The organism is Akkermansia biwaensis (genome assembly GCF_026072915.1).
Taxonomy (GTDB): domain Bacteria; phylum Verrucomicrobiota; class Verrucomicrobiia; order Verrucomicrobiales; family Akkermansiaceae; genus Akkermansia; species Akkermansia biwaensis.
This window is the reverse complement of the sequence record NZ_AP025943.1, coordinates 772,133-786,868: the sequence shown is the minus strand read 5'-3', so window position 1 is coordinate 786,868 and position 14,736 is coordinate 772,133. Positions and strand designations below refer to the sequence as shown.

9 protein-coding genes are annotated in these 14,736 nt (G+C 59.1%); 3 read left to right on the top strand and 6 right to left on the bottom strand.

The genetic code is table 11. From position 1 onward, the window contains the following. Positions 1-13 precede the first annotated feature (13 nt). The 5 genes from OQH67_RS03200 to OQH67_RS03180 all read right to left on the bottom strand — a co-directional run bounded on the left by OQH67_RS03200 (position 14) and on the right by OQH67_RS03180 (position 6,595). The gene (locus OQH67_RS03200; RefSeq protein WP_067570954.1) at positions 14-445 is read right to left on the bottom strand and encodes a VOC family protein; all 432 of its coding nucleotides are present in this window, start codon (positions 443-445) and stop codon (positions 14-16) included. Between the two features lie 340 nt (positions 446-785). Continuing rightward, positions 786-2,453 (bottom strand): autotransporter outer membrane beta-barrel domain-containing protein, encoded by a 1,668-nt coding sequence (locus tag OQH67_RS03195; RefSeq protein ID WP_215435694.1) that lies wholly within the window; start codon positions 2,451-2,453, stop codon positions 786-788. A gap of 129 nt (positions 2,454-2,582) precedes the next feature. Further along, positions 2,583-3,704: an Lrp/AsnC family transcriptional regulator gene (locus OQH67_RS03190; protein WP_215435695.1), complete on the bottom strand. Its 1,122-nt coding sequence runs from the start codon at positions 3,702-3,704 to the stop codon at positions 2,583-2,585. Positions 3,705-3,770: 66 nt separating this feature from the next. Further along, positions 3,771-5,366, bottom strand: a complete 1,596-nt coding sequence (locus OQH67_RS03185; protein ID WP_067570949.1) for an Rne/Rng family ribonuclease — start codon at positions 5,364-5,366, stop codon at positions 3,771-3,773. A 197-nt stretch (positions 5,367-5,563) separates the two neighbouring features. Beyond that, a complete protein-coding gene (locus OQH67_RS03180; protein ID WP_012419593.1) occupies positions 5,564-6,595 on the bottom strand; it encodes a rod shape-determining protein in 1,032 nt (343 codons plus the stop codon). Between the two features lie 280 nt (positions 6,596-6,875). Between OQH67_RS03180 and OQH67_RS03175 the strand changes: the two genes are divergently transcribed. Continuing rightward, positions 6,876-9,611 carry a glycoside hydrolase family 2 TIM barrel-domain containing protein gene (locus tag OQH67_RS03175; RefSeq protein WP_215711610.1) on the top strand — a complete coding sequence of 912 codons (2,736 nt, stop codon included), beginning with the start codon at positions 6,876-6,878 and terminating at the stop codon, positions 9,609-9,611. Between the two features lie 15 nt (positions 9,612-9,626). After that, the gene (locus tag OQH67_RS03170; protein WP_215435697.1) at positions 9,627-10,097 is read left to right on the top strand and encodes a MauE/DoxX family redox-associated membrane protein; all 471 of its coding nucleotides are present in this window, start codon (positions 9,627-9,629) and stop codon (positions 10,095-10,097) included. 234 nt (positions 10,098-10,331) lie between these two features. Here the strand turns inward: OQH67_RS03170 and OQH67_RS03165 are convergent, their stop codons facing one another. Further along, on the bottom strand, positions 10,332-10,757 hold the full coding sequence (locus tag OQH67_RS03165) for a DUF6941 family protein (RefSeq protein ID WP_067570945.1): 426 nt from the start codon (positions 10,755-10,757) through the stop codon (positions 10,332-10,334). Positions 10,758-10,951: 194 nt separating this feature from the next. On the opposite strand from OQH67_RS03165, the gene OQH67_RS03160 reads away from it, so the two are divergent. Further along, on the top strand, positions 10,952-14,488 hold the full coding sequence (locus OQH67_RS03160) for an ATP-binding cassette domain-containing protein (protein WP_215435698.1): 3,537 nt from the start codon (positions 10,952-10,954) through the stop codon (positions 14,486-14,488). Positions 14,489-14,736: the final 248 nt, after the last annotated feature.

Below are 14,736 nucleotides of genomic sequence, written 5' to 3'. Positions count from 1 at the left end.
CCCGTTTTGCCCGTTACAAAACCAGCATGTCGTTGTCATCAAATTCGTCACGCGGTCCCCACGCGACTTCCCAGCAGTAGCCGTCCAAATCGGCAAAATAGGCATGAAAACCGCCCCAGAACACATCCTGCGGCTCTTTTACAATCGTTGCCCCCGCCTTGCGGGCAAGTTCGACGACTTCCACCACTTCTTCCTTGCTTTTGGCATTATAAGCAAGCGTGATTCCGGCGAATCCCGTACCTGTTTCCGGAGGATTGTCCTTGTTGATATCCTTTGCCAAAAGATCCAGAGGATATAATTCCAGCTTTGTACCGGAAGTACTGAAAAAGATGACATCGGGGGTGTTGCTTTTTTCCTTTGTCTGAAAGCCCAGGCCGTCCCGATAAAAGCGGATGGCCTTTTCCATGTCTTTAACGCCGAGGCATATGATATTTATTCTGTTCATGTTCGGTTTCTCTTTCACTTGATACGATAAACTCCGCCGATTCCCATTTGGCGTAGTTCGCCTTGTTGGTTTCAGGCGGACAAACGCGGGCCCGTTTTTCTATTGTAATATCCGGCTGTGCAAATGTAAATATCCGAGGGCCCCAGCCGGGCCGTAAATTCGCATCACCGGCCATAAGCGGTTTTATGAATTGGGACGACGCCTGGGAGTCCTGTTGCCTTGTCCGGATGGGAGGGCTTGCAACGGAAAGGCTTCCTTGACGGATTTTCCGGCCGGAAGCAAGAAGCTGCTTTTGCTGAGAATGTCTTTTTTATTGCAGTTCTGAAAAGCGTCCGGGCATTCAGGCTGCTTTGCGCCTCCGGCGCAGCAGGACGAGGGAGAAGCCGAAGATGCCCAGAACGGCAGCGGTCGGTTCCGGGGTATTGAAGTTGATGCCGATGAAGCCGTCCCGGCTCAGGTCCAGCTGGTACCCCTGTTCCGTGCGGATATCCAGCCCGTCCAGGCTGATGCCGTCGGACGCCAGTTGGAAGTAAACCATCCCTCCGTCATCGGAATCGGTATTGACGTTTCCGGTTCCCAGCAGTTGGAGGGTTACGTCCTGAAAGCTCAGGGAAGGGCCGGTTTCCCTGGAGGTGCTGCCGGAAAGCGTGAACAGGGGCGAATCCTGGCTGAGGGAGGCAAGCTCCATCGTGATGGTGAGCCCGCTCAGAACGATGTCTCCCGATTCAACCCGTATGGAATTGAAGTTTTTCAGGTCGGCATTGAAGGTCGTACTCTGTCCGGCGGCACTTTGGAAGATCATGGCATTGTTTCCGGAGCCGCCGTCGATGCCGCCGCTGACGGTTCCGGCCATGTAAGTGAAGGTATCGTTTCCGGAACCCATGATGACCGCTGTTCCGCTGCCGCCATGAATCAGGCCGCCCGCCATCGTAATGCTGTTGGCCTGGTCGCTGACGATTTTGATGCCTACGCCGTTGCTTCCTTCCCCTTGGATGGTGCCGGAGTTGAGGATGGCGACGGATTCAAAGGCGTTCCCTCCGTCGGAATCATCCACCAGAATGCCATAGGCCTGCCCGGCCGCGTTGGAGTTGGAAGCGGAGATGGTTCCCGAATTGGTCACGCTGCCGCCCCCGATGGCCAGGCCGTCCGCACTGCCGAAGGAGTCTTTGGCGATGATCTGGCCACGGTTGGTCAGGTTGACGGCGTAGTCCACGTCCACCCCGTCCCCGTCCAGGGCGGTGGTGTTCCCCGTGCCGCGGATCATGCCGTTTTCTTCATTGATTACGGTGACGATGTATTTGTCGTTCTGCTGGAGGGTTGGGTCCCAGTCCCAGTTCAGGCCGGAGCCTCCCTTGCCTTCAATCAGGGCGGAGTTGGTGACGGCGGCTTCTCCTTCCCCGGTGACGCCGTGTTTCATGCCGATGATTCTGCCGTCTCCGGAGTTGATGAGCTGAAGCCCGTGGGCGAATGTGGAGATGCCGTCGTCCTCTGGGTTGTAATTTTTGGCGGTGATGCCGTTTTCCCCGGCTGCCGTTGTTTCAATAAGGCCGGAATTGATGAGGGTGGCGTTGTTGCCCAGCTTGACGGCGCCTTTCTGGGACGCGGAAATGGCGCCCGTATTGGTGATGGTGGCGGAAGTGTTGATCATGTGGCTGAGGTCGATGGCCTGGTTTTCCGTGCCTGTCATCGTGCCTGCATTGTTCAGGCGGATCAATTCTCCCGTGACTCCCTTTTCCATGTCCGGATCAAGCGCGAGGGCCCTTTTTCCGGATATGCGGCCTCCTTCCAGGATTTCAATTTCCAGGAGGGACTGGATTTCCTTGTTCAGGTTGACGGCGTTTTTTTCAACGTTCAGGAATCCCGTTCCCGTGACGGTCAGTTTGCCTTCCGTCATGTTGACCGCCTTCGTCTGGGTGCCGCTGATGGTTTGGGCGGACAAGGGCTGGGCGGAGATCATGGCCGCGGCGGCCAGGATCATGGCTGTGGAATAGAGATGGTGTGTTTTCATGGCGCATGCTCCGCAGGGTTGAGGGAGCATCGCCACCATGCCAGAATGGAGGTGCGGGAGGGAATGCCGTTCGTGAAACAAGTTTGCCACGGGGCATGCCGGCCCGGAGGAAAGGAAGGACGGGATATGTCAGGGGAGGGTAGGAGCGGCTTTGACGTCTTCCAGCCATTTTTCGTACACTTCCGGAGAGATTTCGGAAGGCTTGATTTCTGAGCGTTCCCCCCAGAAGACGGCCGTATGCAGCACGGGAATGCCCTTGGCGTCCAGATGGCGGTCAATGGCGGCCTTGTGCTCCATCACGGAGTCCCGTTCCAGCCCATGCACCACGCCCATGATTTGTGCGCCGCCGAAGACGTCCCCCCCTGTTCTCCAGTAGCAGTGGGTCATGCAGATGTGGCGTCCGCATTCGGAACCGGCCCGGATTTCCATGCCGGCGGGTACCGTCCAGTGGAACAGTCCGTTGTATTTGGTGACGGGGCCGTCCTCCGTTTTGGCGCGCACATGCTCCAGGAAGGTGGCGAAGCGGCCGATGACCTGTTTTCTGTCCAGTTCTTCCGCCGTGCGGCAGTATTCCTCCGTACTTAGTCCCATCTGCGCGGCGCGGAGGGACCAGGGGTCTTCCACCATTTCCTCCGGTTTGAGCTGTTCCTTGACGGAAAGCAGGACTTTCCATTCCAGTCCGGAGAGGGAGACGGTTTTCGTCTCCTGCATGGGGGCGGGTTCCGGCGTCTTGTCGCCGGGCTGGAGGTTCCTGCGGCGCATGTGGCCCACGCCCAGCGCAAAGACGCCGCGAGCGGGCAGCAGGACGTAGTCGTCCGCGCCTACGTGGCGCTTCAGGATGTCGCAGTGTCCTTCCAGCGTGCCGCAGCCCACGGGCACCTTGATCGTGGTCCAGAGCCGGTAGTCGGCTCCGGGATTGGCGCTGTCCGTGTTGCGGAGCACCACATGGCCCGTGAAGGGGTCGTGAGCCTTCATCCAGTCAAAGGCGGCTTCCAGCCTTTCTTCCGGCACGCGCCAGGCTACCAGGGCCCCCTGGGCCAGCTTGGTGGCAAGAAGCGTCTGGCGCACGCGCCGCACCACGCCGGCCTCCATCATGGCCTTGAGCCGTTCAATGACCAGGGGCACGGGGTGGCCGCACTGTTCGGCGATGGCGTGGAAGGGCAGGCGGCGGAAACCTTTGACGCGGTCTTCCGCCACCATGAGGATGTCCGTGTTGACGGGATCGTTCGGCGAGGTGGGAATGCGGTTCATGGGGGATTAAAAAAGGCCGGGCGACCAAGTCGCCCGGCCGGAAGGCTGGTGGTGCGATAGTACAGGTTACTGGCCGGACTGGTACAGGGGCTTGTTGTCGTACCGGGCGTCGTAGATGGCAAAGCTTTCGCGGTGCTGGTTGTGGTCGCCGCGGAAGATCAGCCTGCCGCTGTGCTGGCGTTCCAGTTCCATCAGAAGGCTGGAGTCTTCATTCTTGAAGCGGGAGAGCACTTCCGAGTTCACGACGATGACCATGTCACCGATGGTGTCGCGGTATTTCTGGATGCAGGCGTAGATCTGGCGCTGAATTTCCACGCTCATGGTCATCACGGATTTGATGCGTCCGCGTCCGGAGCAGTAGGGGCAGGGATCGTGGACGGATTCCCGCAGGCTTTCGTTGAGGCGCTGGCGGGTCATTTCCATCAGGCCGATGGGGGTGATCTGGAGTACCTGGGTCTTGGCCTTGTCACGTTTCAGGCGTTCCTTCATGGCCTTATAAACGGCCTGCTGGTCCTTCCTGTGGCGCATGTCGATGAAGTCCACCACCACCAGGCCGCCGATGTTGCGCAGGCGGAGCTGGCGGGCGATTTCATAGGCCGCTTCCAGGTTGGTGTCCAGAATGGTTTTGTCCAGGTCCTTGGTTCCCTTGTTGCGCCCGGTGTTCACGTCGATGGCGATCAGGGCTTCCGTTTCGTCAATGACCAGGTAGCCGCCGCAGGGCAGGAGCACCTGGCGCTGGAATGCCTCGTTGATCTGCTTTTCAATACCCAGTTCTTCAAAGATGGGCGTGCGGACGGGGAAGTGCTGGATATGGCGCTTGGCACGGCGGGAAATCTTGCCGGCGATGGAGCGCATGTGTTCCGTGGTTTCCGAGTCGTCGCAAATGATGTTGTCCACGGTGTCTGTCAGGAAGTCGCGGGCGGTGCGTTCAATGAGGTCCGGTTCCTTGTACACGCACACGGGGGCCGGGTTGGCCTCTTTCTTTTCTTCCACGGAGTACCATTGTTCCAGCAGCATGGCCAGGTCCCGGACGAAGTGGCGGTAGCGCTGCCCCTGGGCGACCGTGCGCATGATGATGCCCATGCCGTCCGGCACGTTCAGCTTCTGCATGATCTGGCGCAGGCGCAGGCGTTCCTTCGGGTCTTCGATCTTGCGGGAGATGCCGAACTGGTCCGTGAAGGGCATCAGGACGAGGTAGCGTCCGGCCAGGGAGACATTGGTGGTGACGCGCGGGCCTTTCGTGCCGATAGGACCCTTGGTGACCTGCACCATGATTTCAGACCCGATGGGATAGATGTCCGGAATGTCCTTGGAGGTGATTTTGCGCTGCTGCTTCTTGGGGCGGCCTTCGCGTTCGATTTCTTCCAGGCTGGAGTCCAGCGCGGCGGGCAGGGCGTCCCAGAAGTGGAGGAACGCGTTTTTTTCCTGGCCGATGTCCACGAACATGGCCTTGAGGCCCGGTTCTATGTTTTTGACGCGGCCCTTGAAGATGCCGCCAACGATGTTGTCTTCGCCTTCGCGCTCGATGGTGTATTCTTCCAGCACGCCGTTTTCCAGAAGGGCTACGCGGCGTTCGAGTTTTTCGGCATTGATGATGATGGTGGAGCCTTCCATGGGATCACATGATCCGAAGCCGAAGGCTCTTTTGATTTTTTTAAGCATTTTTGTAAACACGGGGTGTGAGTAAGCTAGGGTGTGCTATTGCCCGTAATGTTTCCGGAAGGCCATTCCCCGGCGGGAGTGGCTGGAATGAAAGTTTTGGAAATGGCCGGAAAGGAATCATGGCGGGCAGATGCGTTTGACCGGATGCGGGGAGATGAAAGCGGAAGGCCGGACAAGTGGAGCCGGCTCTGCCGGATTCAGTCTTCCGCATCCGTAACATTAGTGAAGAAGTCCAGTTCCTGAAGGGCTTTTCCCGTCCCTTCCGCAACTGCGCTGAGCGGATCTTCCGCGATGTGGATAGGCAGGCCGGTCTGCTCGTGAAGGAGCTGATCCAGTCCGCGCAGCAAGGCGCCTCCGCCGGCCAGAACGATCCCCCGGTCCACGAGGTCGGCGGCAAGTTCGGGGGGGCAGCGTTCCAGAGTCGTGCGCACGGCGTCAACAATGGTATTGAGTTGTTCCGTGAGTGCTTCCCGCACTTCTTCAGAGCGGATGGTCACTGTCTTGGGAAGGCCCGCGACCAGGTCGCGGCCCTTGACCTCGATAGAGAGTTCCTGTGGCAGGGGATAGGCAGAGCCGATGCGGATTTTAATGTCCTCGGCGGTGCGTTCCCCGACCATGAGATTGTAAGTTCTCCTCATGTAGGAGATGATGGCGTCGTCCAGTTCGTCCCCGGCGCAGCGTACGGAACGGCTGTAAACGATGCCGGAAAGGGAGATGAGGGCCACTTCCGTAGTGCCGCCGCCGATGTCCACGATCATGTTGCCGGCGGCTTCTTGAACAGGCAGGCCCACGCCGATGGCGGCCGCCATCGGTTCCTCAATCAGGTGTACGCGCCGCGCGCCCGCCGCTTCCGCGGATTCCTTGACGGCCCTGCGCTCCACTTCCGTGATGCCGGAGGGAATGGCGATGAGCACGCGCGGCTTGATCAGGTAGTACCTGGCCGTAGCCTTTTTGATAAAGTAGCGGAGCATTTCCTCCGTGATGTAGAAGTCGGCAATGACGCCGTCCTTCAGCGGCCGGATGGCCGTGACGGAACCGGGGGTACGGCCCAGCATGCGCTTGGCTTCGTCCCCCACGGCCAGTACCTTGTCCCCCTTGACGGCTACGACGGAGGGCTCGCGCAGGACGATGCCCTGGTCCTTGACGTTGACCAGCGTATTGGCTGTGCCCAGGTCAATGCCAATGTCATAGGAGAACAGTTTGACAATTTTCTGAAAGAAAGATGACATAAAAAAACTAGTGGATAAAAGCGGGCGTCCCGGTCTAACCCAGGGGGAGTCATGCTTTTTCCTTTTCACGGGACTGAAAGTCTGACCCCCGGAGCCGGGGCTGCGGAACGGTTCCGCACAGGACGAATTGACTATGAAAAAACATGCCAGTCAGGTCAAGCGGAAGATGCCTGATGACGTATGTATTTGCATTATCAGCAAGGATGTATTATAGGAGTGAAAGACCCGCACGGATTTTTCCGTAAAAGGTCTTTGCAATAGAAACTCCCATTTATTATTTATGAACATCTCTCCTGTTTTTTGGGCGGCCGCGGTTTTGTCCGCCATGTCTGCGCCTGCGGACCAGAAAACCGCCGCCGAGGAGGCGGCTTCCTCCACAGGCCAGTATTCCGTAGCCGGAGCGCTTCGCCTGCCGGAACAAACGACCAAAAGGCATGTGTACGGTATGAACGTAGGCTGGAAGTTTTTCAAGGGGAAGGATGCTCCGCAGGGCGTGACCGGAGCGGATTTTGACGATTCTTCCTGGCAGTCCGTGAATCTCCCCGACGGAACCGAATTGCTGCCGGAAGAGGCCAGCGGCTGCTCCAATTACCAGGGACCGGTCTGGTACCGGAAGACGTTTACGGCGCCTGCCGATCTGAAAGGCAAGAGAAATACCCTGTATTTTGAAGGGATCATGGGGAAGAGCGAGATATGGGTGAACGGCGAGAAGGCCGCCGAACATTTCGGCGGGTATCTCCCCGTCATCGTGAATCTGGACAAGTGGCTGAAGCCGGGCCAGAAGAACGTCATCGTCGTGAAGGCGGACAATTCCAACGACAGCTCCTATCCTCCCGGAAAGCCCCAGGAGAGTCTGGATTTTGCCTATTTCGGCGGCATTTACCGTGATGCGTACCTGATTTCTACGGGCCCCGTTTATATTACGGACCCGAATGAAGCGGGAACCGTGGCCGGCGGCGGCATCTTTTTCCGGACGGAATCCCTTGATCCTCGTACCCGGAAGGGAAAGGTGGGGGTGAAGGTGCAGGTAGCCAACAATACGGACAAGGAGCAGAAAGTGCGCGTGCAGGCGCTGATGACGGACCCCAAGGGCGTGGACCCCGTGGGGGAGACGGCCCCCCTCGTGATTCCGCCGCATTCCACGGGTGAAGTGGATATTCCTCTGGTGATTTCCAATGTCAGGCCGTGGTCTCCGGATAATCCCAATTTGTACACGCTGAGCGTAGAGGTCTGGAAGGCCGCCGGAGGGGCGGATGCCAAGAATCCGGCCCATTTGCTGGACAACCGCTCCATGAGGGTGGGCGTGCGGACTGTGGAAATTACGGAAAAAGGGCTGGTACTGAACGGTTCCCTGTTCCCGGAAAAATTGATCGGGGGCAACAGGCACCAGGATTTCGCCCGGCTGGGCAATGCCGTGCCCAACAACCTGCAATGGCAGGATGCCGTGAAGCTGAGAAAGGCGGGTATGCGTGTTATCCGCAGCGCCCATTACCCCCAGGACCCGGCTTTCATGGATGCCTGCGATCGGCTGGGACTGTTTGTGATCGTCGCTACGCCGGGATGGCAGTTCTGGGGCAAAGGGCCTTTTGCGGACCGGGTGTACGACGATGTGCGCCAGATGGTGCGCCGCGACCGGAACCACCCCTCCGTAATGATGTGGGAGCCCATTCTCAATGAGACCCATTATCCGAAAGATTTTGCCAAGAAGGTCCGCGACCTGGTGCATGAGGAATACCCGTATCCGGGGTGCTATACCGCTTGCGATGCGGTGGCCCAGGGCAGCGAACATTATGAAGTGCTTTATGCTCATCCCTCCACGGGGGACAAGCACTGGTCCATCAAGGAGCGGAAAAACAACAAGCCGTATTTTACCCGGGAATTCGGGGACAACGTGGATACCTGGTCCGCCCATAATTCCACCTCCCGCGTGGCGCGGCACTGGGGGGAAGCTCCGATGATGGTGCAGGCCCTCCATTATCTCAAGACGTCCTTCCCCTATACTACATATGATACTTTGAACGCCGCTCCGGCCTACCACTTCGGCGGCTGCCTCTGGCATCCGTTCGACCACCAGCGCGGCTACCATCCGGACCCCTTTTACGGCGGTATTCTGGATGCCTTCCGCCAGCCGAAGACATCTTATTATGCCTTCATGTCCCAGCGGCCCCAGAAGTCCCAGAACGCACTTGGTTCCGGTCCGGTGGTTTACATCGCCAATGAGTGCACTCCCTTTTCTCCGGAAGACGTCACGGTGTTTTCCAACTGTGATTCCGTGCGCCTGAGCGTCAACGGCGGCGCTCCGGTGGAAAAGAAGGTGGGTTCCTATCCCAACGGCCTCAAGCGCGTGCCCGTCGTCTTCCCGAAAGCCTGGGATTTCATGGAAAACAAGAAGCTTGCCCGCGGCGGCAAGGAAGGCGCGGTGAAGCTGGTGGCGGAAGGCCTGATTGGCGGGAAGGTGGTGACCAGGCATGAGGTGCGCCCGTCCCGACGTGCGGAGAAAATCCGCCTGCGCCTGGACCGGGAGGAAGGAGTGGAATTGTCCGCGAACGGTTCCGACGTGTTTGCCGTGGTGGCGGAAGTCACGGACGGCCGCGGAACCGTGAAGCGCCTGAATGATGAGGAGATCGTTTTCTCCATTGAGGGCCCGGCCGAGCTGCTGACGGATTCTCCGGACGGCACGCTGGTTCAGCCTGTCAAGTGGGGGTCCGCCCCGGCGCTGGTGCGCCTGGGAACGCAGCCCGGCACCGTGACGGTGAAAGCCTCCGTGAAGCACCCCGGTTCCCAGAAACCCGTTTCCGGCGTGCTGAAGTTTGACACGAAGGCATCCGGCCTGAAGATGCTTTTCCAGGAAGATGCCGTAGGCAAGTCCCGAAAAGGAGGGAAGACCCAGCCTTCCTCCGCGGGGACTGCCTCCGAACGGGAAAAGGCGCTTCAACTGGAGTTGGAAAAGGTCCGCCACGAACTCAATAATTTGCGCAATGACAAGGTGAGCCGCCAGCAAAGCCACTTTGAATAACAGAAAGCGTCCGTCATGCTGAGAGAGAAAATAGTACGTACCTGCATGTTCCTGCTCCGGGTAGGGATGGGGGGCTTTTTTCTTTTTGTGGCAGGGCGCAAGCTCCTTCATCTGGACCAGCTCCAGGCGACCATAGACCGTTTCTCCATTTTCCCGGAGGCCTGGGGGCATCCCCTGGCTTCCCTGGGAGTGGCGTGTGAAATCGTGGTGGGCCTGGGTCTTCTGTTCCGCAGGACCTGCGCCGGCGCCGCTCTGCTGGGCAGTGCGCTGACGTTTACGTTTGTGGCTCTCTTTGTGCAGGGGTGGATCAGGGGGCTTTCCCTTTCCTGCAACTGCATCGGGGTGGAGCGGGAAGTGACCAGCTATCCCTTTGAAGTGGCATGGCGGCTGGGCCTGTTTGCCCTGATGCTGGTTATCCTGTGGAATTCCTGCCGGAAGGGGAAAACCTACTTCAACGTTACCCGGCTGGATTTCAGCGAAATGTAAGGCAGGCCGTCCCGGAGGAAGGGCCGGGTTTCCGGCGGCATCCGTTTCCGGCGGAGTGTATCTGTACCGCCCAGGTGCGCCGGCTCCCGCCTTTTTATGGTTGAAAAGCGTTCCGGAACATGGTGGAGGGGAATCCTCCTTCTCCGGAAAACGCGTTTTTTTGGAAGTACGCGGCAATAAAAAACCGCCTGCCGTAAAAACGGCAGGCGGCTTGATAGGAAAAACGTGTGTTGATCAGGCTTCCTGGGAAGCTTCTTCCTGCACCTGCACCACGCGGAAAGGCACGCGGGAGGCCAGTTCTCCGTCCACCGTCAGGTCGATGGAGTAGTTGCCCGGCTTTTCAAAGCGCAGTCCCTGGAAGTTCATGATCAGGTTGCGGGTGAAGAAGGAGGCGCCTTCCGGGAAGGCAGGCACCGGGAAATTGATCTTGATGGGCATGCGTTCCTTGTCCAGCGGCGTGCCGTCGGCGTCAACGATGCTCAGGCCCAGTTCATGGTTGCCTTCGTCTTCAGGGGTGAGGCAGATGCGGAGGGCAACGGCGCAAACGGGATGCACTACCGGGAACTGGCGGGCAACCAGGGAGTCGAACCCGCCCTGGATGCAAAGCTTGCCCTGGTAATCGGCGGCGAAGTCACAAAGAGTAGAAACTAAAATATCCATGTCGTGATAATGTTGGTGTATTTTGGCCCGCTTCCATTTGGAAGGCGAGGAACATTGGACAGAACTATACTTACGCCGGACCTATTGCAAGATAAAGGTGCAGAAAATATTGTCATTTCTCCGGGGAAGGCCGGTTCCGCTTGAGGTGGCGCGGGAATCCCTGTACTACTGGTGCAGGCAACGCGTTCCCTGGCATGATCCGATGGTTTTTTGACATACCCTCCAAGCTGATCCACTGGAGGTTGAATCTGGTCAGGACGCTGGGCGCCTATGTTCCGTGGCTGCGCCGGGACGACGGGTCCATGAAGATCCACGCCGGAACACTGGTGGACCTGTTTGCCACCATTCTGAGCGGCCGCCGCCACTTGAGCGCGCGGGATGCGGACGCCGCCCTGGACATTCTGCGCTACACTTTCCCGGAAGTGGAGCACCGCTGGCTTTCCAACCGGTTTGAACGGTCCATGCGCGCCAGCCTGACGGTGGAGGACGTGCTGGCGTCCGCCGCCTCCGGCCGGGATGAAACGGAGCGCATGGCGATTGCCCTGGAAGTGCTTTCCCTGCTCATCAATACCGGAGACCCCAGAATGACCGGTGAGCTGTTCGACCAGGTGACATACGGGCTGGAACTGCCGGGAGCGGCCAACCATTTGAGGCAGCTTCTGATGACTCCGGATGTGGAGGCCCAGGAACCGGCCTACAGCGTGAGCTTTTCTTCCGGAATCGGCGGGGAGGTGTCCCTTCCGGAGTCCGACCAGGGAATTTCCTTCCGGCTGATCCGGTGTTCCCGCCTGGTGCTGGTGGTCAATGACGGCAGCAAGTCCATCGTGGTTCGGGGGAGGCATCTGGCCCCCGGGGGGGTGATGCCTCTGACCAACGGACAGGTGGTGCTGCTGCCCTCCGGGCCGCTGAGTTTTGAGGATTTCGCCTTTTTCCTGGACTGCAAGCGTTCCGGCAAGCAGGAAGTCTGCTATCTTGTCCTGGACAACGGTTCGCTCCAGATCAGCCGCATGAGGTCCAGGGCCAGCGCGGTGCGCGTAAGCATGGGCCTGGCCTGCGAGGCGGAGGTGCTGAGGCCGGAGGTGGAGTTCGTGGTGGACGGTCGCCGCCTGTACCCCGGCGAGAGTGTCAGGATGGAATATTATTCCTCCTTCACGCTGGACGGGGAAGGGCCTTTTTCCATGGGGGAGATGCAGAACGCCCTGTCCGACATCGGCCGCCGCTTCCGCCTGGATCCCGGCACCCGCAAGCTGCGCGTGACCAACATGCCGGAAAAGGCGCGCAAGGGGGATATGCTGCTGACTCCCGGCCTGGCCGCGGGAGTGGTGCTGGAGGTTTCTTTTTCCAGCGCTACCAATTCCGGCTGGCTGGAGGTGGTGGAGGCGTCCATGCCCCTGTGGATCAACGGCAGGATTGTCAAGGGCTGGATGTCTTTAAAGGACGGGGATGTGGTGCACCTGAATTCCTACCACGCCCTGCGCTGCCGGTTTTCCGCCGGAGTGCTGGATGAAGAGTACCACGCCATCAGGACGCTCAGCGTGGAAGGCGTCACCAAGGAATTCCGGCGTTCCGGGCGCGTTCTGGACAATATTGACCTGAGCGTGAAGCGCGGAGAAATGGTGTGCATCCTGGGGCCCAGCGGGTCCGGGAAAAGTACCCTGCTGGCCATGATGGCGGGGCATTTGCCGCCCACGCGCGGATGCATCCGCTACAACAACCAGCTTCTGTACAGCGCGCCGGAACTGGTGCGCCCCTACATTGCCTTCATTCCCCGGGAAGATATTCTGGACGCCGCCATGAGCGTTTCGGAACACATCGCCCAGGCCACCATCATCAGGAGGCCGCGCCTGACGCGTTCCGGCCGTGCCAGGAGGGTGAACGCCATTCTGAAATTCTTGGGGCTGACGCACATTGCCTCCCGCCGTGTAGGGGAAATGAATGCGCGCACCATTTCCGACGGGGAGAGAACCCGCCTGAACCTGGGGCTTGATCTGGCAGGCATTGCGGACGTGTTCCTGCTGGACGAGCCCATCAGCGGCCTTTCCACCTCGGACGCCAAGCTGGTCATGCAGACTTTGCAGAACATGAGCCGTGACAAGATGGTGATTGCCACCATGCACCGCCCCAGCACGGCCATTCTGAACCAGTTCAACAAGGTGCTGGTGCTGGACCACGGCGGCCAGATGGCCTACTGGGGTGATGTGCCGGGCATGATGCGCTATTTCCGGAAGGCGGCCGTGGACATGTCCATAGAAGTCTCGGAAGAATCCCGGACCGCCGGAGGCGCGGATTACGTGTTTGAGGTGCTGGAAGCCCCTCTTTCCTGGCATGACCGCCGCCGCAGGCAGCATCCGCGGCTGTGGCAGGAACGCTTTGAGGGCTACCGTTTCCGCAATGTGATGGGGCACCATCATGAAGGGGGCGGTCCCAGGACGCTGTATGAAGGCACGCTGGAGTTTCCCCCGGCCCCCCGGCGCAGTATGATGCAGCTCTGGCGGCTTTTCCGCATCTGGGCCGTACGCACGTTTCTGGGGCGTGTCCGGAGCCGGATGGGGCTGTACACCATGCTGCTGGAAGGCCCCGTGCTGGCTCTGCTGATTTCCCTGACTCTGCGCGCTTCTTCCAGCCCGGAGTACACGTTTGCCACGGCGCTTCACATTCCATCCTATCTGTTTCTGGCGACGATCGTAGCCATGTTTTTCGGCCTGACCGGGGCGGCCAGCGAGGTGCTCAAGGACCGCGCCCTGCTCAAGAGGGAGAGCAATTCCAAGGTGTTCGTGACCGGTTACGTGCTTGCCAAGGCACTGGTGCTGACAGGGCTGTCCGCCGTGCAGTCCGCCCTGTTCCTGTGGGTGGGGAACGCCATTCTGGAAATCCATGAAATGTTCCTGGTTTATCTGGGAACGATGACCTTGACGGCCTTCATCGGCGTGAGCCTGTCCCTGCTTGTCTCCGTTTTTGCCAAAACGGAGCGGGCGGCGCTCAACATGGTGCCGCTGCTGCTGATTCCCCAGATTCTGATGGCCGGGGCCATCGTGCATTTTGATGAAATGAACCAGTTCATTCCCTGGTCCGCCCACCGCACGGACGAACACGGCCGCCTCAAGCCGGGGCGCGTTCCCCTGGTGGCGGAGTTTTGTCCCCTGCGCTATTCCTTTGAGATGATGGTAGTGGACCAGGCTTCCAAAAATGTCTGGGAAAAGGAACGGGAGACCATTCAGGAAAAAGTGGATGAATTGAAGGCCAAGCCTCAGTTGAGCAACCGTGAATTTGAGGAGTTCAAGCTGCTCAAGCTGGCGCTGCTGCACATTTCCGCCATTGGCGCGGAGAATCCGGAACAGGCGAAAGACGCCGTGCGTACCGTCCGGCGCGCCGCCATTGACGGTTCGGAGAAAAGCTACAAGCGGACTATTGACCGTCTGGAGCGGGAGGGCAAAGGCAAGCCTTCCGTCAAATCCTTTTATGTCAACGACCGCATTGTGATGCTGGATGAGTCCGCGGAGATTCAGCGTGTCAGCCGGGATACGCTGGACCGCCCGGAAATTTTCCTGGCACGCCGCCAGCCCCTGCCGTGGGGCAATTCCGGAAAGTCTCCGGATGATCCGGGCTACAGCGCGGACGAAGGGACGGTGCCCACGCCGTGGAAGGATTCCGTGTTCCTGTTCCTGATGGGAGCCGCTCCCCTCTTTGTGACGGGCCGCGTAATCAAGAGACGGCTGGAAAAAGCCGGATAACCCTTCTCCGGAAGTGCAGCCGCTGCGTGATTTTCAGTGGACTGTGGCGGAGGAGGTTATTCGCGGGTGGCGGTTCAGGCAGGAAAAACAGTTTTTTCATTCTTTTCCATGCTTCAGGACGACGGGCTGCCGGCAGTTTTTCCTTTCCCCTTTTTTCTCCGTGGCGTCCCAGGTAGGGAGACAACGCGGAGATATGAATACCCGCAGTTATTTTATTGACGTTCGCGGAAGAAACACTATCTTAGAAA

Coding starts and splice junctions, on each gene's coding strand:
- OQH67_RS03160 (WP_215435698.1), top strand. CDS start 10,952: ATGATCCGATGGTTTTTTGACATACCCTCCAAGCTGATCCACTGGAGG.
- OQH67_RS03180 (WP_012419593.1), bottom strand. CDS start 6,595: ATGTCATCTTTCTTTCAGAAAATTGTCAAACTGTTCTCCTATGACATT.
- OQH67_RS03200 (WP_067570954.1), bottom strand. CDS start 445: ATGAACAGAATAAATATCATATGCCTCGGCGTTAAAGACATGGAAAAG.
- OQH67_RS03170 (WP_215435697.1), top strand. CDS start 9,627: ATGCTGAGAGAGAAAATAGTACGTACCTGCATGTTCCTGCTCCGGGTA.
- OQH67_RS03190 (WP_215435695.1), bottom strand. CDS start 3,704: ATGAACCGCATTCCCACCTCGCCGAACGATCCCGTCAACACGGACATC.
- OQH67_RS03185 (WP_067570949.1), bottom strand. CDS start 5,366: ATGCTTAAAAAAATCAAAAGAGCCTTCGGCTTCGGATCATGTGATCCC.
- OQH67_RS03165 (WP_067570945.1), bottom strand. CDS start 10,757: ATGGATATTTTAGTTTCTACTCTTTGTGACTTCGCCGCCGATTACCAG.
- OQH67_RS03175 (WP_215711610.1), top strand. CDS start 6,876: ATGAACATCTCTCCTGTTTTTTGGGCGGCCGCGGTTTTGTCCGCCATG.
- OQH67_RS03195 (WP_215435694.1), bottom strand. CDS start 2,453: ATGAAAACACACCATCTCTATTCCACAGCCATGATCCTGGCCGCCGCG.